19 protein-coding genes are annotated in these 21,534 nt (G+C 71.6%); 11 read left to right on the top strand and 8 right to left on the bottom strand.

Annotated elements, in window-relative coordinates:
* On the top strand, positions 1–827 hold an 827-nt coding region (locus ACFPQ9_RS44200; RefSeq protein ID WP_380866084.1), incomplete at its 5' end, for an alpha/beta fold hydrolase.
* A gap of 156 nt (positions 828–983) precedes the next feature.
* On the opposite strand, the gene ACFPQ9_RS44195 is transcribed toward ACFPQ9_RS44200, so the two are convergent.
* The 3 genes from ACFPQ9_RS44195 to ACFPQ9_RS44185 form a co-directional block, all read right to left on the bottom strand.
* Complete coding sequence (locus ACFPQ9_RS44195) at positions 984–2,576, bottom strand: transporter (protein ID WP_380866082.1); 1,593 nt, start codon at positions 2,574–2,576, stop codon at positions 984–986.
* A complete protein-coding gene (locus tag ACFPQ9_RS44190) occupies positions 2,573–3,343 on the bottom strand; it encodes an ABC transporter ATP-binding protein (protein WP_380866080.1) in 771 nt (256 codons plus the stop codon). Before ACFPQ9_RS44190 ends, ACFPQ9_RS44195 begins: the two co-directional genes overlap by 4 nt.
* A gap of 118 nt (positions 3,344–3,461) precedes the next feature.
* Positions 3,462–4,124, bottom strand: coding sequence for a bifunctional DNA primase/polymerase (locus ACFPQ9_RS44185; RefSeq protein WP_380866079.1), 663 nt, complete (start codon positions 4,122–4,124; stop codon positions 3,462–3,464).
* A gap of 318 nt (positions 4,125–4,442) precedes the next feature.
* Between ACFPQ9_RS44185 and ACFPQ9_RS44180 the strand changes: the two genes are divergently transcribed.
* Together ACFPQ9_RS44180 and ACFPQ9_RS44175 are read left to right on the top strand one after the other, a co-directional pair.
* Positions 4,443–5,828 carry a transcriptional regulator gene (locus tag ACFPQ9_RS44180; protein WP_380866077.1) on the top strand — a complete coding sequence of 462 codons (1,386 nt, stop codon included), beginning with the start codon at positions 4,443–4,445 and terminating at the stop codon, positions 5,826–5,828.
* 201 nt (positions 5,829–6,029) lie between these two features.
* Positions 6,030–7,913 carry a hypothetical protein gene (locus tag ACFPQ9_RS44175; protein WP_380866076.1) on the top strand — a complete coding sequence of 628 codons (1,884 nt, stop codon included), beginning with the start codon at positions 6,030–6,032 and terminating at the stop codon, positions 7,911–7,913.
* 22 nt (positions 7,914–7,935) lie between these two features.
* On the opposite strand, the gene ACFPQ9_RS44170 is transcribed toward ACFPQ9_RS44175, so the two are convergent.
* Positions 7,936–9,249 carry an ABC transporter substrate-binding protein gene (locus ACFPQ9_RS44170; RefSeq protein ID WP_380866074.1) on the bottom strand — a complete coding sequence of 438 codons (1,314 nt, stop codon included), beginning with the start codon at positions 9,247–9,249 and terminating at the stop codon, positions 7,936–7,938.
* 117 nt (positions 9,250–9,366) lie between these two features.
* On the opposite strand from ACFPQ9_RS44170, the gene ACFPQ9_RS44165 reads away from it, so the two are divergent.
* Both ACFPQ9_RS44165 and purU read left to right on the top strand, forming a co-directional pair.
* Positions 9,367–9,867 carry an SCO4402 family protein gene (locus tag ACFPQ9_RS44165; RefSeq protein WP_380866073.1) on the top strand — a complete coding sequence of 167 codons (501 nt, stop codon included), beginning with the start codon at positions 9,367–9,369 and terminating at the stop codon, positions 9,865–9,867.
* Positions 9,868–9,949: 82 nt separating this feature from the next.
* Positions 9,950–10,831 (top strand): formyltetrahydrofolate deformylase, encoded by an 882-nt coding sequence (purU, locus tag ACFPQ9_RS44160; protein WP_380866071.1) that lies wholly within the window; start codon positions 9,950–9,952, stop codon positions 10,829–10,831.
* Positions 10,832–10,998: 167 nt separating this feature from the next.
* On the opposite strand, the gene ACFPQ9_RS44155 is transcribed toward purU, so the two are convergent.
* Positions 10,999–12,447, bottom strand: a complete 1,449-nt coding sequence (locus ACFPQ9_RS44155) for a zf-HC2 domain-containing protein (RefSeq protein ID WP_380866069.1) — start codon at positions 12,445–12,447, stop codon at positions 10,999–11,001.
* Positions 12,444–13,031, bottom strand: coding sequence for a sigma-70 family RNA polymerase sigma factor (locus tag ACFPQ9_RS44150; RefSeq protein WP_380866067.1), 588 nt, complete (start codon positions 13,029–13,031; stop codon positions 12,444–12,446). Before ACFPQ9_RS44150 ends, ACFPQ9_RS44155 begins: the two co-directional genes overlap by 4 nt.
* Positions 13,032–13,388: 357 nt before the next feature.
* Here ACFPQ9_RS44150 and ACFPQ9_RS44145 point away from each other — a divergent pair, with 357 nt between their 5' ends.
* A complete protein-coding gene (locus tag ACFPQ9_RS44145; protein ID WP_380866093.1) occupies positions 13,389–13,769 on the top strand; it encodes an STAS domain-containing protein in 381 nt (126 codons plus the stop codon).
* 161 nt (positions 13,770–13,930) lie between these two features.
* Complete coding sequence (locus tag ACFPQ9_RS44140; protein ID WP_380866066.1) at positions 13,931–14,443, top strand: EF-hand domain-containing protein; 513 nt, start codon at positions 13,931–13,933, stop codon at positions 14,441–14,443.
* A 2-nt stretch (positions 14,444–14,445) separates the two neighbouring features.
* On the opposite strand, the gene ACFPQ9_RS44135 is transcribed toward ACFPQ9_RS44140, so the two are convergent.
* Positions 14,446–15,954: a class I adenylate-forming enzyme family protein gene (locus tag ACFPQ9_RS44135; RefSeq protein WP_380866065.1), complete on the bottom strand. Its 1,509-nt coding sequence runs from the start codon at positions 15,952–15,954 to the stop codon at positions 14,446–14,448.
* 124 nt (positions 15,955–16,078) lie between these two features.
* Between ACFPQ9_RS44135 and ACFPQ9_RS44130 the strand changes: the two genes are divergently transcribed.
* The 3 genes from ACFPQ9_RS44130 to ACFPQ9_RS44120 all read left to right on the top strand — a co-directional run bounded on the left by ACFPQ9_RS44130 (position 16,079) and on the right by ACFPQ9_RS44120 (position 19,088).
* Entirely contained in the window at positions 16,079–17,212 is a 1,134-nt protein-coding gene (locus ACFPQ9_RS44130) for an acyl-CoA dehydrogenase (protein ID WP_380866063.1), read from the top strand.
* Between the two features lie 3 nt (positions 17,213–17,215).
* A complete protein-coding gene (locus ACFPQ9_RS44125) occupies positions 17,216–18,118 on the top strand; it encodes an acyl-CoA dehydrogenase family protein (RefSeq protein ID WP_380866061.1) in 903 nt (300 codons plus the stop codon).
* 508 nt (positions 18,119–18,626) lie between these two features.
* A complete protein-coding gene (locus ACFPQ9_RS44120) occupies positions 18,627–19,088 on the top strand; it encodes an ATP-binding protein (protein WP_380866091.1) in 462 nt (153 codons plus the stop codon).
* 414 nt (positions 19,089–19,502) lie between these two features.
* Here the strand turns inward: ACFPQ9_RS44120 and ACFPQ9_RS44115 are convergent, their stop codons facing one another.
* Entirely contained in the window at positions 19,503–20,429 is a 927-nt protein-coding gene (locus ACFPQ9_RS44115) for a cyclase family protein (RefSeq protein WP_380866059.1), read from the bottom strand.
* Between the two features lie 96 nt (positions 20,430–20,525).
* On the opposite strand from ACFPQ9_RS44115, the gene ACFPQ9_RS44110 reads away from it, so the two are divergent.
* A complete protein-coding gene (locus tag ACFPQ9_RS44110) occupies positions 20,526–21,440 on the top strand; it encodes an SDR family NAD(P)-dependent oxidoreductase (RefSeq protein WP_380866058.1) in 915 nt (304 codons plus the stop codon).
* Positions 21,441–21,534 lie beyond the last annotated feature (94 nt).

The following is a 21,534-nucleotide window of genomic DNA, read 5'->3' as shown; positions in this document are numbered from 1 at the left end:
TCGCGGCCTGGGAGTTCGGCGACCCTCCCAAGACCGACCCCTCGACCGAGCACGACGGCCGGCTCGGTGTCCTGTTACTGCACGGCCTGATGGGCCGCGCCTCGCACTGGGCCTCCACGGCCCGCTGGCTCTCCGAGCGGCACCGCGCCGTCGCCCTCGACCAGCGGGGCCACGGCCGCAGCGACAAGCCCGCGCAGGCCGCCTTCACCCGCGAGGCCTACGTCGACGACGCCGAGGCCGCCCTCGAACAGCTCGGCCTCGCCCCGGCCGTCCTCATCGGCCACGCCATGGGCGCGCTGACGGCCTGGCAGCTCGCCGCCAAGCGGCCCGATCTGGTCCGTGGCGTGATCATCTGCGACATGCGGGCCTCCGCGCTCGGCGCGGCCTCGCAGCGGGAGTGGTCGGACTGGTTCAAGTCCTGGCCCGTCCCCTTCGCCACACTCGCCGACGTACGCAAGTGGTTCGGCGAGGACGACCCCTGGGTCGAGCGGCCGAACGCCGCACGGGGCGAGTTCTACGCCGAGGTCATGCACGAGTGCGAGGACGGGTGGCGGCCGGTCTTCGTGCCGGACCAGATGCTGCGGTCCCGGGAGACCTGGGTGTACGACGCGCACTGGGAGGAACTCACCCAGGTGCAGTGCCCCACCCTCGTCGTGCGCGGGCTGGACGGCGAACTCGGGCGGGCCGAGGCGCAGGAAATGGTGCGGGTGCTGCCGCGCGGGGAGTACGCGGAGGTGTCCGATGCGGGGCATCTTGTGCACTATGACCAGCCCGAGGAGTGGCGAGGGGCTATTGAGCCCTTTTTGGATGCGGTGCGGACAGGGTGATACCGGGCGCCCTTTGAGCTCGGTGCGTGTTGAGCGTTCGGCGGCTGCGGGTGGTTCGTGGCTTGTCGCGCCCACGCGGCGGAGCCGCAAATCGATACAGCCCCGCGCCCCTGAAAGACGGCGGCGTTACAGGCCCCCTGCGTCAGCGAGCACCCGCTATCCCTTGCTCACCGCCGTCAGGATCTCCGGCAGGCGGGTCGCCGTGCGCGGTGCTGCCAGGCGTAGACCGAGCAGCGTGATCGTCGCTCCGTAGAGCGTTCCGCCCGGGAGCAGCAGCCAGGTCCAGTCGTCCCCGCCCTCGCTGACGTTCAGCCAGATCGTCAGCGCGAGGACGGGGGCGCACAGCAGGGCGGCCGCGATCATGCCGCCGAAGATCGAGATCCAGGCCAGCCCCGCCTGCCCCGGGGCGACGTTCTTGTAGCCCTCCTGCGGGATGGAGTACGGGAATCGGGCCGACGTCCAGGCGCCGGTCGCCAGCATCGCGCCCAGCAGGGCCAGCGACAGGCCCAGCACCTCCGGCAGCTTGGGCCACTCGCCCAGCAGCGCCGTCGTCAGGACGGTCACCAGGGCGGCGTACGGCAGTGTGATCAGCAGGAGTGCCAGGGCCCGGCCGCGCAGTTCGACGTAGGCGTCCCGAGGGGAGGAGATGGTCATCGCGACCATCCAGAACGCCGAGGTGTCCTGCCCGAACTGGTTGTACATCTGGATGCCGAGCATCCCGGCGGCGAAGCAGGCGAAGTAGATCGAGCCGGTGCCCTGCAACGCGTTGAACAGCGGCACGATCAGACCGATGGCCAGCGAGGTCACCCAGGCCGCCTTGGTCTTCGGGTCGCGCCACACATAGCGCAGACTGCGCTCCATCACGGTGCCGGTGCGCCCGGCCGGAAGCAGCCGGGAGAGGCCGGTCGGGGTCCGCTCCCGCACGGCGGACTCACCGGCCGCCTGGAGCGTGGAGCCGTCGGGGGACGTCATCAACCGGGTCAGATGACGCGACCACACGGCGATCAGGCCCAGCAACGCACCCGCGCTCAGCGCGAGTTGGAGCACGCCGACGCCGTACGACCCCTCGCTCACCGACCGCACCGCCCCGATCGCGGACGCCGGTGGCACCCAGCGCAGCACGTCCGCCGCCGGCTCGAGCGGTTCGAGGCCCGAGGAACCGAGCCGCTGCGCCCCGAAGTTCACGACCTGCGCGCCGATCGCGATGACCAGCCCGCTCAGCACCGCCAGATCGCGGCCCTTGCGGCTGGTCAGCAGCCGGATGTTCGCCACGGCGACGGCCCGCGCGAGCGCCACGCAGACCAGCAGGGCCAGGGTGACGGCGATGACGGCGACGACGTACGCCGAGGCGCCGTGCGCCACGGCGATCACCGAGCCGGTGAGCAGGCACAGCGTGAACAGCGGGCCGATGCCGACCAGGGAGGCCACTAGCAGGGCCCGGACCAGCGGGCGGGGGCGCAGCGGCAGCATGACAAGCCGCGTCGGGTCGAGGGTCTCGTCCCCGCCGGGGAAGAACAGCGGCATCACGGCCCAGCCGAGCGCGAGGACCGCGACCAGGATGACGACCACGGTGTCGGCGTGCGCGTTGCCGCGCAGCATGATCAGGCCCAGGAGCTGCAGCGCGGCGAACAGCAGGGCCACCACGGCCGAGGCGACGTATGCGGCCCGCCGGCCACCGGACTGCCGTAGTCCGTTCCTCAGGAGCGACAGCTTCAGCCGTACGAAGACCCCGGTCACGTCGGTGCTCATCGCGCCCCGCCGCCCAGCCAGTCGAGGTCGGAGGCGGTGTCGCGGCCGTTCGCGCCGACGAGTTCGAGGAACGCCTGCTGCAACGAGGCGGCCTCGCCGCGCACTTCGGTGAGCGGGCCGTGCGCCCGGATGCGTCCGGCGGCCATGACGGCGACCCAGTCGCACAGCGACTCGACCAGCTCCATGACGTGGGAGGAGAAGACGACGGTCGCGCCGGAGGCGGTGTAGCGCTCCAGGACGCCGCGGATGGTCTGCGCCGAGACCGGATCGACGCCCTCGAACGGCTCGTCCAGGAACAGCACTTCGGGATTGTGGAGCAGCGCCGCCGCGAGTCCGATCTTCTTGCGCATGCCGGTCGAGTAGTCGACGACCAGCTTGTGCTGGGCGCCCGCCAGGTCGAGTACGTCGAGTAGCTGGGTGGCCCGCTTGTCGACCTCGGCCCCGGGCAGCCCGCGCAACCGCCCCGTGTACGCGAGCAGTTCGCGGCCGGACAGCCGCTCGAAGAGCCGAAGCCCTTCAGGCAGCACCCCGATGCGCGCCTTGACTTCAACGGGGTCTCGCCAGACGTCGTGCCCGACGACTTCGACGGTCCCGCTGTCGGGCCGCAGCAACCCCGTCACCATGGAGAGGGTCGTGGTCTTTCCAGCTCCATTGGGACCGACCAGCCCGACGAACTTCCCCGCGGGCAACTCCAGATCGATCCCGGCAACGGCAACTTGCTGCCCGAACCGTTTCCAGAGCCCACGCACACTTACGGCCGACGTCATGGATGCCAACCCTAAGGGGCGCGGGGCTGTATCCAATATGCGGCTCCGCCGCGCGGGTGCGACAAGCCACAGCGATCCCGCAGTCGCCGATCGACCGGTCCCGGCAGATGAGTAGGCGCTACCGGTCCCGCCCACACGCATAGGCGAGCGGCGAGATCAATTCCTCCGCATCCGGCAGCCACCGATTCGCGGGCGTAGGCCGGCAGGCCCACTGCACGGCCCCCCGCGACCCGAACCGCGTGGGCGGACCCGCGACCCACGCGCCCTCGCCGAGCGCCACCAGATCCAGCGAGCCGACCGACCACCCCAGCTTGCGCACCAGATCGGGGACCTTCACCGCCGCACCCGGCAGGACGAGGAAGTTCATCCGGCGGTCCGGCGTCAGCGTCACCGGCCCCAGCGACAGCTCCATCCGCTCCATCCGGGCCAGCGCCAGGAACCCGGCCGTCTCCGGGACGGAGATCGCGTCGAAGGTACGGCCCGTCGGCAGCAGGATCGACGCGGTGGGCTGCTTCTGCCACATCCGTCGCGCCACCGTCGCGCTCCCGGTCGCCTGCGCCGCCCAGTCGGGGCGCGTGGGGTGCGCACCGGGCGCGGGGCAGGCGGCGTCACCACAGGAGCAGTACTGCACTCCGTCGACGGCTTCCAGCCACGTCCCGGGGAACACGTCCCAGTGACGCTCCTCGGCATAGCGAACGGCGGTCTCCAGCAGCGTTTCGCCGCGCTGCTTGGGAATCTGTGCGGCTTCGGTGGCCGGGATCGTCTCTTCCACGCCCAACACAACTCCCGCACCCACCTCCGGTTACGGGCGTAGCGCGCGCGGGGGAGGAGCATTGATTCCTCATCTGGGGCGCATGGGTGCATGTGTGGGGGCGCGCGGGAGGATCCGCGGTCGGAGCGGGGTAGCCCACAGTGGGGTCGGCTTCCGCCTTTACCCCGGCAATCCTCGCAAGCCTCGCATTTTCGGTATGCCGACGGGGCATTGATCTTCACGGCCGGATCCTTGCGGTGCACAGCCAGTGCCCCCGGCCCGGATCCGGCGGTGGAAGACACGTCAACTCGGTGCGTGGGCAGGCACCGCAGCCACAGGGGGTACGCCATGGCCGCAAGGCCTCTCGTCGCGCGACAGCCGAACGAACGGCTGCAGGCGCTCATCCAGGAAGCGGGCTGCTCGAACGCCGGGCTGGCCCGCCGGGTCAACATGTGCGGCGCCGAGCACGGACTCGATCTGCGCTACGACAAGACGTCGGTGGCGCGTTGGCTGCGCGGACAGCAGCCGCGGGGACGGGCCCCGGCGATCATCGCCGAGGCGCTCGGCCGCAAGCTCGGCCGTACGGTCACGATCGACGAGATCGGTATGGCCAACGGCAAGAACCTCGCGTCCGGCGTCGGCCTCCAGTTCTCGCCGACGGTACTGGGGGCCATCGAGCAGGTCTGTGAGCTGTGGCGCAGCGACGTGGGCCGCAGGGACTTCCTGTCCGGCTCGTCCGTCGCCGCGTCCGCGCTGGTCGAGCCCAGCCGCGACTGGCTGATCTCGTCGCCGGACTCGCAGGTGGCGCGCTCGGCGGGGCCGCGGGTCGGGCAGTCCGACGTGGCGGCCGTGCGGGCGATGACGCAGGCGCTCGTAGACCTTGATCACCAGTACGGCAGCGGGCATGTGCGCCCGGTCGTCGTGCACTACCTCAACAGCGTCGTCTCCGGGCTCCTTGCCGGCTCCTACCGGGAGGCGATCGGGCGGGAACTCTTCGCGGCCGTCGCGCGGTTGACCGAGCTCGCCGGGTACATGGCCGTCGACACCGGGCAACCGGGGCTCGCCCAGCGCTACTACATCCAGGCGCTGCGCCTCGCACAGGCGGCGGGCGACCGCGGATACGGCGGCTATGTGCTGGCCGCCTCCATGAGCCACGTCGCCGCCCAGCTCGGCAACCCGCGGGAGATCGCGCAGCTGGCGCGGGCGGCGCAAGAAGGAGCACGGGGGCGCGTGACCCCTCGTGCGGAGGCCATGTTCCACGCGGCCGAGGCGCGCGGGCACGCGCTGATGGGCGATGCGCGGGCGGCCCAGCTGGCGTCCGGGCGCGCGGTGGGCGCGCTGGAGTCGGCGGACGCGGAGTCCGGTGACGACCCGGCGTGGATCAAGCACTTCGACGAGGCCTATCTCGCGGACGAGTTGGCGCACTGCCATCGCGATCTCGGTCAGGCCGAGGCGGCGGCGCGGCGCGCGGAGGAGTCGCTGGCCGGGCTGCCGGAGACCAAGGCGCGGCGCCGGGCGATCGGATATGTGTTGCTCGCCACAGCTCAGGTGCAGCAGCGCGAGGTCGAACAGGCCTGCCACACCGGGCTGAAGGCCGTCGAGCTGCTGGAGACCCTGCGGTCCAACCGGGGCGCCGAGTATCTGGACGATTTCCAGCAGCGGTTGGAGCCGTTCCGGGACGAGCCGGTGGTCAGGGAGTTCGGGGCACGGCTGGACCTTCAGGCGGCTGCGTGAGATCACCGGGTACCCGCGGGTGAACGGCAGGGAAATGAAGGTGCCGGTGGCGGAAAGGGGACGTATATAGCGGTGGGGGGACCGAAGTGTTAGCGCGGTCACAGGGACCCCGGTCACGTCCCGGGCTGCGTAGCACCCGGATCGGCGGAGCCGGTAGCGTGAGCCGACGATTCACAAGGTCCCCCATTAGTAGGAGCCCCGGTGACGCAGAGTGGACGGAGCGAGGAGCCCTCGGCGCGGCCCGCGCGCGAAGGCATCGTGCTGCCCTCAGACGGTGGTGAGCCGCTGCTGCCGGGTATGACGGGCGGCCAGGGCGGCGGCCCGACTCCGGTACCGGCCACGCCGCCGGCCGCACCCGCGCCCTCGGCACCGCCGGGCGGCCAGGCCTGGGGCACTCCTTGGGGACCCGAGCAGAACCCGCCCGCGCAGGCCGCCGCACCGGGCCAGGCCTGGGGCGCGCAGCCCGGGCAGTCGTGGGGCCGGCCGGAACAGCAGCCGAGCCAGGTGCCGCAGCAGGATCATCAGGCGAGCCAGTTGCCCCAGCAGGAGCACCAGGCCTACCAGCTGCCGCAGCAGGACCATCAGGCGAGCCGGCTGCCCCAGCAGGAGCACCAGGCCTACCAGCTGCCGCAGCAGGACTACCAGGCGTACCAGTTGCCCCAGCACGACCAGTCGTACCCGTCGCCGTCGCCGGCTCCGTGGGGCGCGGCGCCTGAGGCCCGCGGGGGCATCCCGTCCCAGCCGATGCCGCAGGACGACGCGTTGTACGGCGGCGGGGCGCAGGGCCCGGCGGCCGGTGCGCCGTCCTACGGCCAGGGCGCTGTGGCCGGTGGCTCCCCGATGCCCGCGCCGCAGCCGGCGTACGGGCAGGGCGGGGCGCCACTGCCGCCCGAGGGACAGCACAGGCAGGGACAGCACGGGCAGGGTGGTGCGCTGCCGCCTGCCGCGCCCGTCGGTGCCGGTGGCTTCGACGAGGGCGCCACGCAGTACATACCGCCGGTCGCCGCCGCCCCCATGAGCGCCGACGACCAGGCCACCAGTTTCCTCCCGCCCGTCGCCGCGCCCGCCGCGGACGAGGGGGCGACACAGCTCATCCCGCCGGTGGGACCGGGTGCACTGCCGCCCGAGGTGTCCAGCGAGCACACCCAGGTGCTGGGGCGGGCCCGGCAGGGCGGCGGCGCCGGTCCGATGCCGCCCGTCTCCGGGTCGGACGCCGACGCCACGCAGTACATCCCGCCCGTGGCCGGCGGGCCGGGCGGCGGGGAGCGACAGCCGCTGTCCGACTTCGACAACCTCTTCCGCAGCGAGTCGGCAGGTCAGGGCCAGGCCGGGGCCACCCAGCAGCTGCCGCGCTTCCAGCAGCCCCAGCCGCAGCGGAACCCGCACGAGCCGGCGTTCTTCCCGCCCGGCGGGCACGACGTGGGTGACGACGGCGGTGGCCCGGGCGGTCGTAACCGATCGCGGGTGCCGCTCATCGCCGTCGTCGGCGTCGGTATCGCCGCCCTCGGCATCGGCGCGGGCGCGCTGCTCGCCGGCGGGGGCGGGGACGACGACAAGGGCGACGACAACCAGCCCGTCTCCGCCACGGCCCCGGCGACCGAGGACTCCGCCTCGCCGTCCGCCGACCCGGCCGAGCAGCAGGCGGTCGCCCTGGACAAGCTGCTCGCCGACAGCGGCGACAGCCGTACGTCCGTGATCAACGCGGTGGACGCCGTGAAGTCCTGCGACAACCTCGGCAAGGCCGCCCAGGACCTGCGGGACGCGGCCCGGCAGCGCAACCAGCTGGTGACCGACCTGTCCAAGCTCTCCGTCGACCAGCTGCCGAACCACGCCGCGCTGACCGCCGCGCTGAACAAGGCGTGGCAGGCGTCGGCCTCCGCCGACAACCACTACGCGGCGTGGGCCGACCAGGTGTCCGGCAACAAGAAGCTGTGCAAGAAGGGCCAGGCCCGCTCCACCGGCCAGACCCAGGCCGGCAACCGGGCGAGCGGCACCGCCAGCGAGCAGAAGAAGACGGCCGCCGGGCTGTGGAACTCGATCGCCGAGAAGTACGGCCTGACCGAGCGCCAGCCGACCCAGCTGTAGCCCGGGTCGGACTGTCGGGCGGTCAGTTCAGGTCGGCGGCCTGGAGCGTCTTCGTCACGTCGATGAAGCCCTTGCGGGCCGCCACCAGCCGGCCGTCCCGGACGACCTGGAGCGTCACGGCGCGGTTGACCAGCCGGGGGAAGCCGACGGAGGCGAGCACGTCCTGGAACTTCCACTGGAGGGTCGGCGTCAGGCCGCCCGTGGAGACCTTCAGGCCCTCGTTCAGGGCGCCGCGCACCGAGTCGGCGGTCACCGCGCCGTCGCCGAGCGACTCGACGACCCGCTTGAACACCGTGTACGCGATCCACGTCGTCTGCACGCCGGCGTCCGCGGGGTCGATGCGGTTGTCGCCGAAGGCCTGCTCGCTGATGACCTTCTTCATCGGGTCCCAGCGCGGGTCGCTCGCGACCGGGTACCAGCCGGTGATGTAGGACCCGTCGTACGTCGACGCCCCGCCGGTGGCGTTGATCACGGTCTGGTCGACGCTGCCGAGGACGGTGGCCGTGCGCACCGAGGGGTAGTCCTCGCGGGCGCGCCGGAAGGAGTCCATGAAGGTGCTGGTTCGGTCGCCGAGAGCGGGCACCACACAGCCCTTCTCGGACGTCGGGTCGGCGGCGGCGGAGTAGTCCAGCGCCCGCACCGACTGCGTGTCGTACGCGGTCGCGTCCTCGTCGGCCAGCTGGTCGGCGGGGGCGGAGTGCCCGCCCGAGCGGAGGCCGGAGTTGAGCAGCGGCGGCAGCTCGTCGCCCGCGATGGTGTCGGGCCGGACCAGCGCGACGGGGCCGCAGCCGCGGGCCAGCTCCCGGCCGAGGCCCGCCAGGAGGGTGGGCTGGCCGCCGTTGACGGGATAGGAGAGCGGGCTGGTGAACTCGGCGTTGGTGACGCCGTAGCCGCCTATGTACGGGATGCCGGCGCCCTCCAGGGAGGGCAGGAAGGTGTCGCCGTACTGGCTGTAGGAGCCGATGACCGCGACGACGTTCTCCTCGGCCGCGCGGTCGGCGCACCTGGCCGCGGACACGCTGTCGTTGTGGTCGTTGCAGGTGATGACCTTCAGGTCGCGGCCGCCGAGCCCGCCGTGGGCGTTGACCCAGCGCGCGTAGGCCTGCGCGAAGGCCGGCATGCCGGGCTTGTTGGTCGCCTTGGTGCCCTGCGGGGCCCAGGTCATCACGGTGATCGTGTCATCCCCGGAACCCCCCGTGGTACCGGGGATGACACCGCATCCGACGGCGAGTGACGCACACGCCACCAGTGCTGCCGCAGAGCGAGCCGCTGCTCTGACGGGCCGATTGGTGATCATGGGGAGGAGAGTGCTGCGCATGCGTGGCCTGCCGGTCATGGTCAAGCACGATTCCGCCACACAACAAACCTGCGCGTGACCCTTGGTTATCCAGGGGTGACCAGAAGGTGAATTACGGGGGCGGGTGAGGCGCGAATGAACAAGAACGTACGATCGGTGACCGTGCAAGGTTCGGATAGCTCTTCCCGTCGCGGCCGTCGCTCATCCACCATGGGCGGCATGCCACTCAACGACATGCCGTGGTGGCGCTGGCGCAGCAATGTGCGCTCCGCGCTGCACATGCTCTCCGACCCGGTCTTCCAGCGGGACGTCTGGCTCGCCGGGGTCGACGGGTACGGCGACGTGACCGACGCCGTGTACCGCCTGGTCGAGGACACCTGGCTGGACAACTGGTCCGCCGAGAAGTACGTCGGCACGATATTCCGGGACTCGCAGGAGGCGGCGCTCGTCGACACCGCCGTGCTGCGGGTGCTGCGGATCATGCACCAGGTCGGCCCGGACGCGCCGGTCTCCGCCTATATGGAGAACCAGCAGTGGCCGGAGGCGGTGCGGGCGGCGCGGGACGCGCACGTGCGGATGGCGATGGCCGACGGCGAGGACCCGGAGGCTCCGCCGCGCACACTCGAGGTGCTGCGGATCATGACGCGCTCCGCGTGACGGTCCCGCCGGTGCCCGGCGGGCGGTCCGGGTAGCGGGACGGCTGCCCGGCGGGGGCCCGGGATATGGGACCCTGTGCTGCATGAACGAGCAGTCCACCCGAGCCGCGGTCCCCGCCGAACAGTACGTCCTGACGCTGTCCTGCCCGGACAAGCAGGGCATCGTGCACGCCGTGTCGAGCTACCTCTTCATGACCGGCTGCAACATCGAGGACAGCCAGCAGTTCGGCGACCACGACACGGGACTGTTCTTCATGCGCGTCCACTTCTCGGCGGAGGCGCCGGTGACGGTGGACAAGCTGCGGGCGAGCTTCGCGGCGATCGGTGACTCCTTCCAGATGGAGTGGCAGATCCACCGGGCCGAGGAGAAGATGCGGGTCCTGCTGATGGTCAGCAAGTTCGGGCACTGCCTGAACGACCTGTTGTTCCGCGCCAGGATCGGGGCGCTGCCGGTGGAGATCGCCGCCGTGGTGTCCAACCACACCGACTTCGCCGAGCTCGTGGGGTCGTACGACATCCCCTTCCACCACATCCCGGTGACCAAGGACAACAAGCCCGAGGCCGAGGCGCAGGTCCTGGAGATCGTGCGCGGGGAGAACGTGGAGCTGGTCGTGCTGGCCCGCTATATGCAGGTCCTCTCGGACGACCTGTGCAAGCAGCTGAGCGGGCGGATCATCAACATCCACCACTCGTTCCTGCCGAGCTTCAAGGGTGCGAAACCGTATCACCAGGCGCACACGCGGGGTGTGAAGCTGATCGGGGCGACGGCGCACTATGTGACGGCGGATCTCGATGAAGGGCCGATCATCGAGCAGGAGGTCGAGCGGGTGGGGCATGGCGTCACGCCGGATCAGCTGGTGGCGATCGGGCGGGATGTGGAGTGCCAGGCGCTGGCGCGGGCCGTGAAGTGGCATGCGGAGCGGCGGATTCTGCTGAACGGGCGGCGGACGGTCGTGTTCGCCTAGTAGCTCGGGGCCGACTGTTTCGGGGCGGCTGCGGGTTTTTCGTGGTTGCTCGCGCAGTTCCCCGCGCCCCTGAAGGGCGCGTTCAGTGCACGTACCTCAAGGGGCGCGGGGAACTGCGCGACCAGCCCCCACGCACCCGCAGCCGCCGACGCACCGGCAACCGCCCCTTACATCCGGCTCAAGCTCGCCGCCGCGAACAGCACATCTCTGATCGCGGTACGGTCACCGACCTGCCCCGCAGCAGCCTCCTCCGGCGACACATGGCCTGCGGCCAGCCGGCAGAACTCCGCGCCGTCCAGCGCCACATGGGCCACCTCGTGCTCCGCGGAGCCCACCGCCGCCGGGGAGTCCAGCGGGATCAGCCACTCGCCGCCGCCCGACCCCTCGATCTCCAGCCGCAGGCTCCGGCCGGGCTCGCCGGCCGGCACGAGGTGGCGGTGCGGACCGGGCGGCGGGGCGGCGAGGCCGGCCTGGCGGCGGGCCGACAGCACCGTGGGGAGCATGCGGGCCGCCAGGTCGACCATGGGGTGCAGGTCGTTGCCGGTCGGCGGCTCGTACGGGTAGTCCACCGCGTCGGCGATGTCCTCGGCGTGCACCCAGGTCTCGAAGGCGCGGTCCAGCATCGCGTCGTGCAGCGGCAGCTCGAAGTCGCCGTAGGGCACGGACAGTCCGCCGGTGCCGCCGCCCGTGAAGGACACGGTGCGGACCAGGTCGTGGGTCTGCTCCCGCCAGGGTGTGCGTACCGCGCGCGTCGGCGGGTAGTGCGAGGCCCGCCAGTACGCCTCCGTGCGCCCGGACGGGGTCGCCCGGTCCGCGGCCACCTCGCCCATCGGGTCCGCGAGGCCGAGCGCCACCGCGACCAGCCCGTCCACCGTCAGCAGATGCGCGATGACCCCGGCGACGGTCGTACGACGGCTCGTCGGCTCGTCCCCACGGAACCACCGCAGCCGCACGGGCGCGTGCCACTCGGCGTCCCCGAAGTCCTGGAGCAGGGCGTCGAGCCGGGCCGTCTCGGCGTCGTACGGCGCCGCCCACGCGGGCACCGGGACGCGCGGCGGGCGCCGCTCCAGGCAGCCCGCCAGGACGCGGGCGCGCAGCGACGGGTCGAGGTCGAGGCTCTCGGCGGGATGCAGCAGGCCGACGGCCTCGCGCAGCCGCAGCGCCTCGTCCGCGCAGGAGCCGCAGTCGCCGAGGTGCTCCTCCACGGCCGCCGTCTCCTGGGGCGAGCAGGCGGCCAGCGCCCACGCGCCGAGCAGTGACTTCAGCACGCGGTGGTCCAGGACGAGCGGGGCGGGACTCGGCACCGCGTCGGGCAGCGGACGTCCGGTGTCCTCGACGGAGGCGCGGGGCAGGGGTATGCGCGGCGGCCGGTCCGGGGTCGGCTTCGTCGTGGGGTGCTGGTCGTCGCCGTTGCCGCTGCTGTTCATGCCGTCCGCCGCGCGGGTGCCGTCCGCGGGGCCGTTGTCCTCCGGGTCCTTGTGATGTCCGTCGCCATGTGGAGATTCGCCGTGCGGAAAGTCGCCGTGCGGAAAGTCGGGAGAGTCGCCGTACGGCTTGTCGTCGTACGGCTTGTCGTCGTCTTTGTCGTACGGCTCGAAGCGTCCGGGCTCGGTCACGCCGCACCCCCGTATCCCGGCGGGGCGCCCGGGGCGGTTCCGGCGTCGTGGGCGGTGGACAGCAGTTGCAGGCCCAGACGCAGCCGGCGGCGGGCCTCGTCCTCGGTGACGCCGAGGTCGGCGGCGGTCTGGCGGTAGTCGCGGCGCTGGAAGTAGGCCAGCTCCAGGGCGGCGCGCAGCGGTACGGGCATGGACTGGACGATGTAGTCGGCGCGGGCGGCGACCGAGGCGTGCCGCACCTTGCGCTCCAGTTCCTCCGTGGAGCCGCCCTGGCCGGCCTCGGCGAGGGCGGCGGTCTCGGTGGCGCGCAGCCGCTGCACGGCGAGGCGGTGGGTGAGTGTGGCGACCCAGGAGCGCAGCGGGCCCTGCTTGGGGTCGTAGGTGTCCGGGTGCTCCCAGACATGGGCGAAGACGTCGCGGGTCAGGTGATCGGCGGCGCGCTCGTCGCCCAGCACGGTGTGGGCGAGGCCGTGCACCAGCGAGGCGAACCGGTCGTAGAGCTCGCCGAGGGCGGCCGCCTCGCCGCGGGCCAGGCGCTGCTGCATCTTGCGGTCCCAGCGGGGCGGTGCGTCCTTCTTCGCCATCAGGCCCCCCTCACCGGTTCTTCCCTGTCCAGCGTGCGTGTGCCGTCTCCCCGAATGTAGTCGGCACGGTCTCACGCGCACGCCCCTTTGTCGCAATGTGCGCCCCTTGTAGAGCCATGGCTGGTGACACACCTCGCACTCGTGATAGAGGCCCCCTCGCACGCGGGAGGGGAGGCTCGCATCGCTCGGCTACCCGGTCACCCTGTGATCAGACACGATCGAACAGGATCGAATGCGATGGAAACAAGCCTTTCCTGATCGGTGACCGTTTTCTGGAGGGAGTTTCAGGGAACAGCCGCTGGGCAGCCGCGCTGCAAGGAAGCGTAGGTGTCGCTTCCGTTTCAGCGAGCGAGGGGCATGGTGGTGACGTTCAAAGTGACCGGCGGCGAGCGGGGCGACTGGGCCGTGCTCCAGGTGTCGGGCGAGCTGGATCTGGTGACCTCGCCCGGATTGCGCCAGCACATCCACGACGTGGTGGCCGAGGGACGGCACAGCCTTGTCCTCGATCTCTCCGAGGTCCTGTTCTGCGACTCCAGCGGCGTCGGCGTGCTCATAGCCGCCCGCCGGCTGATCCGCTCCTGCCAGGGCAGCCTGCGGCTGATACTCCCGGCGCAGGGCGCGGCGGAGGGGTCGCACGTGAACCGGGTCCTCGGCGCGCTGGGGGTGCGACGGCTCTTCGACGTGCACCCCGACCTGGCGACGGCTGTCAAGGGCGAGGCCGACCCGCTGTCCGCCTGAGCACCCCCCGGCGTACGCCTTTTCCGCACGTCTGTGCCACATCGTTGTCCCAAAATTCCCCCGGTCTTGGCACAACGGCCCCTTTCCCGCGCCCGGACGCCCCTCGGCGTCGTACGCTCCGTGGCAGATGAACCCGACGACGTGAGGCGGCCCGAAAAGACATGGTCAGCAGCGAGTACGAGCGCAGGATCGCGGCCCGGTTCGCCACCTTCGACCAGGACGGCAACGGCTACATCGACCGGGAGGACTTCGTGGGGGCGGCCAAGGCGCTGCTCGCGGAGTTCGGCACCACCGCCCGCTCCGACAAGGGGCAGGCCCTGTACATCGGTGCCGAGGCGTTCTGGCAGGGCATGGCCGGGATAGCGGACCGCGACGGCGACCAGCGGATCACCCGCGAGGAGTTCGTGAACGGCGCGGTCAAGCGCCTGCGCGACAACCCCGACCGGTTCGCCGAGATCGCCCGCCCCTTCCTGCACGCCGCCCTCGCCGTGGCCGACCCCGACGGCGACGGGGCCGCCACCGTCACCGACACCGCGCGCGTGCTGGTCTGCCTCGGTGTGCCGCGGGAGATGGCCCAGGCGGCCGCCGGCACCCTCGACACGGACGGCGACGGAAAGGTGGCGGAGGGCGAGGTCGTCACGGCCTTCGCCCGCTACTTCACCGTCCCCGAGTAGAGCTATGCCCGGCCCGAGTACCGCTCCCTGAGCTTGTACTTGAGCACCTTCCGCAGGGTCTCGTTGCGCGGAAGGGCGTCCACCACCTCCAGCTGCTCCGGCAGCTTGTGCGTCGACAGCCCTTCCCCGCGCAGATACGACGTCACCGCCTCCAGGGTCAGCTCCCCGGCGCCGGCCGGCTGTTCCACGACCACGCAGACCCGCTCGCCGCGCTCGGGGTCCGGCAGCCCGATCACCGCGACGTCCCCGACGGCCGGATGCCGGTGCAGCAGATCCTCGATCTCCTTCGCCGAGACGTTCTCGCCCTTGCGGATGATGACGTCCTTCAGACGGCCGGTCAGCACCAGATGCCCGCTGTCGGTCAGCCGCCCGAGGTCACCGGTGCGCAGAAAGCCGTCCTCGTCGAAGGCCGCAGCCGTCTGCGCCGGATCCAGGTAGCCCCGGCACACCGCCTCCCCGCGCAGCCGCACCTCGCCCTCGACGATCCGGATCTCCATGCCCCGCGGCGGCCGCCCCTCGGTCGTCGCCAGGTTCTCCGCGGTGTCGTCCGGCGCCCCCATCGTGATCATCGGCACCTCGGTCATCCCGTATCCGTGCGTCAGTTGCACACCCATCTCGCGGACCACCGCGTGATAGACCTCCGGCGGCTTCGGCGCCCCGCCGCCCGCCAGCAGCCGCAGCGTCGGGACGGCCTTCCCGCCGTCCGGCTGCCTGCGCTGCTCGGCCAGGAACATCGAGTAGAAGGCCGTCGAGCCGCCCGCGATCGTGACGCCGTGCCTGCGGTACCCCGCGAGCGCGTCGGGCATCGCGAACTGCTCGAACAGCACCGCCGGGAAGCCGTACAGCAGGACCATCACCATGTAGTCGGGGCCGCCTATGTGGGCGTAGGGGAAGGCGATGGAGCCGACGTCGGCGGACGTGGGGCGCAGGGCGTGCCCGAGGCAGGAGCCGCCCGCGATCAGCGAGCGGTCGGTGTGCAGGACGCCCTTGGGGTCGGAGGTCGTCCCCGAGGTCCAGTAGATCCAGCGCACCGAGGTGCCCTCGGCGGGCGGCGGGGGCAGGACGGCCGGATCGCCGTCGGGCAGGGTGCCGTACGCCTCGAAGATCCCCTTCGCGCCCAGGCGCCGCGCCATCTCGGTGTGGTCGAAGCCCCGCCACACGCCCGGCACCGCGAAGAACTCCGCCTTCGACTCCCGCAGCGCGAAGCCGACTTCGCGGTCCCGGTAGAAGGGGATGACCGGCGACTGCACGGCGCCGAGGCGCGCCAGCGCGAAGGACAGCAGGGCCGTCTCGATACGGGTGGGCAGCTGCCAGGCGACGACCGTGCCGGGGCGTACGCCCATGTCGTACAGGCCGGCCGCGACGCGCTCGGCACGCGCGCGTAGAGCTCCGAAGGACAGGGAGCGCTCGTCCTGGAGGAGGACGGGGCGGTCGGGGGTGAGATCGGCGCGGCGGACGAGCAGGTCCCAGAGGGTGCGCGAGGAACTCAGTGCGTGTGCGGTGTCGTTCACGACGGCCCCCTATTGCTGACGATGTGTCAGATCGTGCGGAGAGCGTAGAGCTCGACGCCTTGTCGGTCCAGGGGTGCGGGGCTAGCCTGCGGGAGAATCTGACGGACCGTCAGGCAGGTGGTGGATGAATCTCACGTACACGCCCGAAGAGGAGGAGTTCCGGGCGCGGCTGCGGGAGTGGCTGGCCAAGGCGCTGCCCACGCTGCCGCCGAAGCCGTCCCCCGAGGACTGGCCGGGGCGCCGCGCCTACGACCTCGGCTGGCAGCGCACACTGCACGACGCCGGCTACGGCGACGTCCACTGGGACGCCTCCCCGACCCTGCGGCTGATCTTCCTGGAGGAGACCGAGAAGGCGGGCGCCCCCTACGTGGGCGCGGGCTTCGTCGGGTTGCTGCACGCCGGGCCGACCATCGCCGCCGAGGGCACCGACGAACAGCGGGCGCGCTGGCTGCCGCCGATCCTGCGCGGTGAGGAGGTCTGGTGCCAGGGCTTCAGCGAACCGGACGCCGGGTCCGACCTCGCGGCGCTACGCACGCGCGCGCGTAGGGACGGCGACGACTACGTGGTCAGCGGGTCCAAGATCTGGACCTCCCACGCCGAAGTCGCCGACTGGTGCGAGCTGTTGGTGCGCACCGACGCCGACGCCCCCAAGCACCGCGGCATCAGCTGGCTCGCCATGCCCATGGATGCGCCTGGCATCACCGTACGGCCGCTGAAGACCCTCGCCGGCACCACCGAGTTCGCCGAGATGTTCCTCGACGAGGTGCGGGTGCCGGTCGCCAACCGGGTCGGCGCTGAGAACGACGGCTGGCGCGTGACGATGGTGACCCTGTCCTTCGAACGCGGCACGGCCTTCGTGGGCGAGGTGGTCGCCTGCCGCCGCGTGCTGCGCGAACTCGCCGCCGAGGCCCACGGGAACGGCCGCTGGGACGACCCCGTGCTGCGCCGCAGGCTCGGGCGGCTGAACGCCGAGTTCCGGGCGCTGTGGCGGCTGACGCAGTGGAACGTGAGCGAGTCGGAGGCCACCGGCGGCATACCCGGCGTCGGGGGTTCGGTTTTCAAACTGAGGTACTCGCACGCCCGTCAGGAGCTCTTCGACGCCGCCGCGGACGTGCTGGGGCCCGCCTCGCTGGACCTCGACCGCCCGTGGATGCCCGACCGGCTGTCCTCGCTGTCGTACACCATCGCGGCCGGCACCTCGCAGATCCAGCGGAACATCGTGGGCGAGCGGATTCTCGGGCTGCCGAAGGAGCGGTGACGGATGCGTTTCCAACTGACCGAGGACCAGCGGGCGTTGCGGGCCGGTGTACGGGAGCTGCTGGCGCGGCGATTCGGCCCTCGGGAGCTCAGGGCCGCCGTCGGGGAACCGGGGCGACCGGAGAAGGGGCTGTGGCGGGAGCTCGGCGCGGCCGGGTTCTTCGCGCTCCGGCTGACCGAGCCGGCGGGCGGCGTCGGACTCGGGCTGCCCGAGGCGGTGTTGGCCTTCGAGGAGGCAGGGCGGGTCCTGCTGCCGGGGCCGCTCGTGGCCACCCATCTCGCGGCGGGCGAGGTGCCGGGCGCGGCCACCGGGGAGACGGTCGTGACGGACGTCGGCGGGTGCGGGCTGGTGGAGTGGCTGACGGTGGCGGACGTCGTACGGGGCGACGCGGCCGGGGCCGTGCCGCTGCGGTCGGTCGATCCGCTGACCCCGCTGCACCGGATTCCCGGCACCCCCGCGGACCGGGCGCCCGAAGCACCCGGCGCCGACCCCGTCGCCGTGCTCCTCACCGCCGCCGAACAACTGGGCAGCGCCACACGCGCGTGCGAACTCGCCGCGCAACACGCCCGGACCCGTGAGCAGTTCGGGCGCCCGATCGGAGCCTTCCAGGCGGTGAAGCACCTCTGCGCCGAGATGCTGGTGCGCACCGAGACCGCCCGCGCCGCCGTCTACGCCGCCGCCGTCACCGCCGACCCGGCCGACATCGACACCGCGCGGCTGCTCGCCGACGACGCCGCCGTGCGCGGTGCCCGCGACTGTCTCCAGGTGCACGGCGGCATGGGATTCACCTGGGAGTTCGAGGTCCATCTGCATCTGAAGCGCGCATGGGTGCGAACACACCGTACGAGCGAGGCTACGGAGAGTGAGGAGCGACTGGCTGCCGAACTTTTCGCCGAGACGGCCTGAGGGGTCCTGGTCTGCGACATCGCCAACGGCCTTCGCGCGGATGTCGCGGATTGTGGCATACCGGAATTACGGAGCGTTGATATCGGGTTGTGTCCTACGCGTGACTCGTCACGGCCTGGAGTCGGCCGTCCGCTCCGGTACCTTGTGTGAGATGCGAGTGGTTCCGAGCACGAGCCATGCCGGAGTTGCCCTTGAGGCGGCTCCGGATCCGGCGGTGCGCGCCGCTGCTCGCAAGGCGCGAGGGCGGTCGGCCCCGGCCTGTTCGACTCCCCGCGACAAGCGTCGCACAGTATGCCGCACGGGTACTCCTTCACGCTGGAATATGCCCGAAGCGCTTGTTGGGGTGACTGTACGTCAACCATGCTGTCAGCTAAGGGATTCACGTTCCGTGACCCTGGCTCCGGCCATTGATCTGGTCATGAAAAGAATGGCTCTGATCGTGGCCCTCGTGAGGCGCGGGGCTTTGTGTCCGCCGGTTCGGATGGTGTGAGCGGTGCAGGTGCTTCAAGTGCAGCTGGAGATCCGGCCCGACCCCGCTGAGGTGGGGCGAGCCCGGCGGTGGGCCCGTTCCCGGCTCGCCGGGTCCGGGATAGGCGCCGACGAGCCGCTCGCGGAGACCCTGATCCTGCTCGTGTCCGAACTGGTCACCAACGCCGTGGTGCACACCGGCTGTCCGGCCGTGCTGCGCCTGTCCCTGCCCGGAGCGGCCCAGGATGCCGCCACCGTCCGCCTGGAGGTGGCCGACCGCAGCGGCCGTGCGCCCGTGCCCCGCTGCGTCGACGGCGACTCGACGGGCGGCCGGGGCCTCGCTCTCGTCGACGGTCTCGCGGACCGGTGGGGCTGGTGCTCCGAGGGCGGCGGCAAGCGGATCTGGTGCGAACTGGACCGCGACTCCGACGCGCAGGGCGCCACCGCGGCCTACGGCAGCGGCTCCTCGGCGTACGAAGGGCTCGCGTACGAGGCGGTGTGACGGGCGCACGGCGTTTCAACTCCGGCGGATCCGGTGCACGGTTGCAGAAAGCGCTGTCCGCTCAGCTCGGGTATGTGCGGATGCGCCCGGGCATGCTTCTGTGCGCGTCGTCGAGAAATAGGGCGTAAGTAACAAATCCCCGAGTGGGTGTTGACGCCGCGTGTCCGGTTGATCACGCTTGTGGTCAGCGATTCGCCGTGAGGGGACGACGAGGACTTCGGTGACGGAAGCCCTTGCCGAGCGTGGGTCGTGAATCGGCGTCGGTCTCGTTCGGGGTCGGGGGAGATCGATGGGGTGGGTACGCCGGAGTCGGATGGCGGCGCGCAGTGTCGTGCCCGGGGCGGATGGGGTGCTTCCCGTCCGGGCGCGGCCGAAGGCTGGGGGAGCCGCGCCGCCAACCGGCCTCACCGGACGTCAGAGCACCGCCACGGGCGCGACGGGCGTCCCCGTGCCGCCGACGAAGGGCTCCGGCATCGCCGACAGCAGAAACGCATAGCGGCCCTCTTGTCCACAGGCTGTGGACAACTCTTCGAGATTCCAGTTCTGCCCCTGGAGCATCCCCATCTCCACCAGGTCGAGGGCATGCACGGGCAGCCACAAATCCTCTGTCTCGGGCGGAAATATCTCAAACGTGAGGGTGTCGTTGGCGACGGCCGCCACGTCACGCGCGTGGAACCACTCCGGCGTGCGGATCGACAGACCGGGCGAGGGATAGCCGTACGCGTGCTTGTCGCCGGCGAGAAGGACCTGGATCTGCCCCGTCCGTACGAGCGCGATGTCGCCCGCACGCACGCGCGTGCCCGCGAGTTCCTCGGCGGCCTCCAGATCCTCCGGGGTCACCGCGTGACCGCCGTCCAGCCGGTCGACGCCACGCGCGCGTGCCACATCCAGCAGCACTCCGCGCGAGACGATGTGCCGCGCCTTGTCGATGCCGCTGAACTGGGCGCCGCCGTGCGCGGTGATGGTGCCGGCGGGGCGGCCGTTGTAGAGCCGGCCCGAGTGCGAGACATGGGTGAGCGCGTCCCAGTGGGTGGCCGCCTGGAGGCCCATGGTCACGGCGTCGTCGCTGCACGCGACGGTTCCGGGACCGAACAGCTCCTGGTTGATCTGCACCATCGTGTGCAGCGGGTTGACGCGTCCGGGGATCATCCCGGTCTGCACCCCGTCCTGTTGCAGGGGCAGGGCGAGCGGGACGCGACGCCCGGTGCGGACGCAGGCGGCCGCCTCGCGGACGACCTCGTCGGTGATGAGGTTCAGGGTGCCGATCTCGTCGTCGGCGCCCCAACGCCCCCAGTTGTTCACGCGCTTGGCGATCTCGTGGAACGCGTCCGGCAGTGACATGAGTCCCTCCCCGGGGCTTGTCTCCGCGTATCTGACGGGTCGTAGAATCAAGTCGAATCTAACGGACCGTCAGAAACTGCGGGAAGGGGCCGGGGCGTGGGGAACTTCTTGGCAGGCAGGGTCGTCGCCGTCACGGGCGCCGGGCGGGGCATCGGACGGGCGGTGGCGCTCGCGGCCGCCGCCGAAGGGGCGCGGGTCGTCGTCAACGACTACGGCGTGGCCGTGGACGGGGGCTCGCCCACCAGCGAGGTCGCCGAGGCCGTCGTCAAGGAGATCGAGGCGGCGGGCGGCGAAGCGGTCGCCGTCGCCGACGACGTGTCCACCATGGCGGGCGGACAGCGGGTCGTGGACGTCGCGCTGTCGTCGTACGGGCGGCTCGACGGGGTCGTGTGCGTCGCCGGGATCCTGCGCGAGCGGATGCTGTTCAACATGTCCGAGGAGGAGTGGGACCCGGTGGTCGCCACCCATCTGAAGGGGACGTTCACCGTGTTCCGGGCCGCGTCGGCCGTGATGCGCAAACAGCGGACCGGGACCCTGATCGGGTTCACCAGCGGCAACCATCAGGGGTCGGTCTCACAGGCCAACTACAGCGCGGCCAAGGGCGGGATCATCTCGCTCGTGCGCAGCGCCGCGCTGGGGCTGCACAAGTACGGGGTGACCGCGAACGCCGTCGCGCCGGTCGCCCGTACGCGGATGTCGGCCAACGTGCCCATGGAGCTCGCGGAGATCGGGGAGCCGGAGGACGTGGCCGCGCTCGTGGTGTATCTGCTGTCGGACTCGGCTCGGGAGTTCGGGGTGACGGGGCAGGTGTACACCGTCGCCGGGCCGAAGATCGCGGTGTGGGCGCAGCCGCGCGAGCTGCGCTCAGCCTATGCCGACGGCTCCTGGACGCCTGAGCGGATCGCGGAGGTGCTGCCGGGGTCGGTGGGGGTGGATCCGATGCCGATGTTGGCTCGGGTGGAGGGGATGGAGAGGGCCGCGCGGGCAGGGGACCGGCCGAACGCCCAATAGCTGGCGGTATGTCGTGGGGCGGCTGCGGGTCGGTGGTGGCTGGTCGCGCCCGCGCGGCGGAGCCGCATATCGATACGACCCCGCGCCCCTGGGG

Source organism: Streptomyces coerulescens, from assembly GCF_042657965.1.
Classification (GTDB): domain Bacteria; phylum Actinomycetota; class Actinomycetes; order Streptomycetales; family Streptomycetaceae; genus Streptomyces; species Streptomyces coerulescens.
This window is presented reverse-complemented; position numbering and strand designations above follow the sequence as displayed.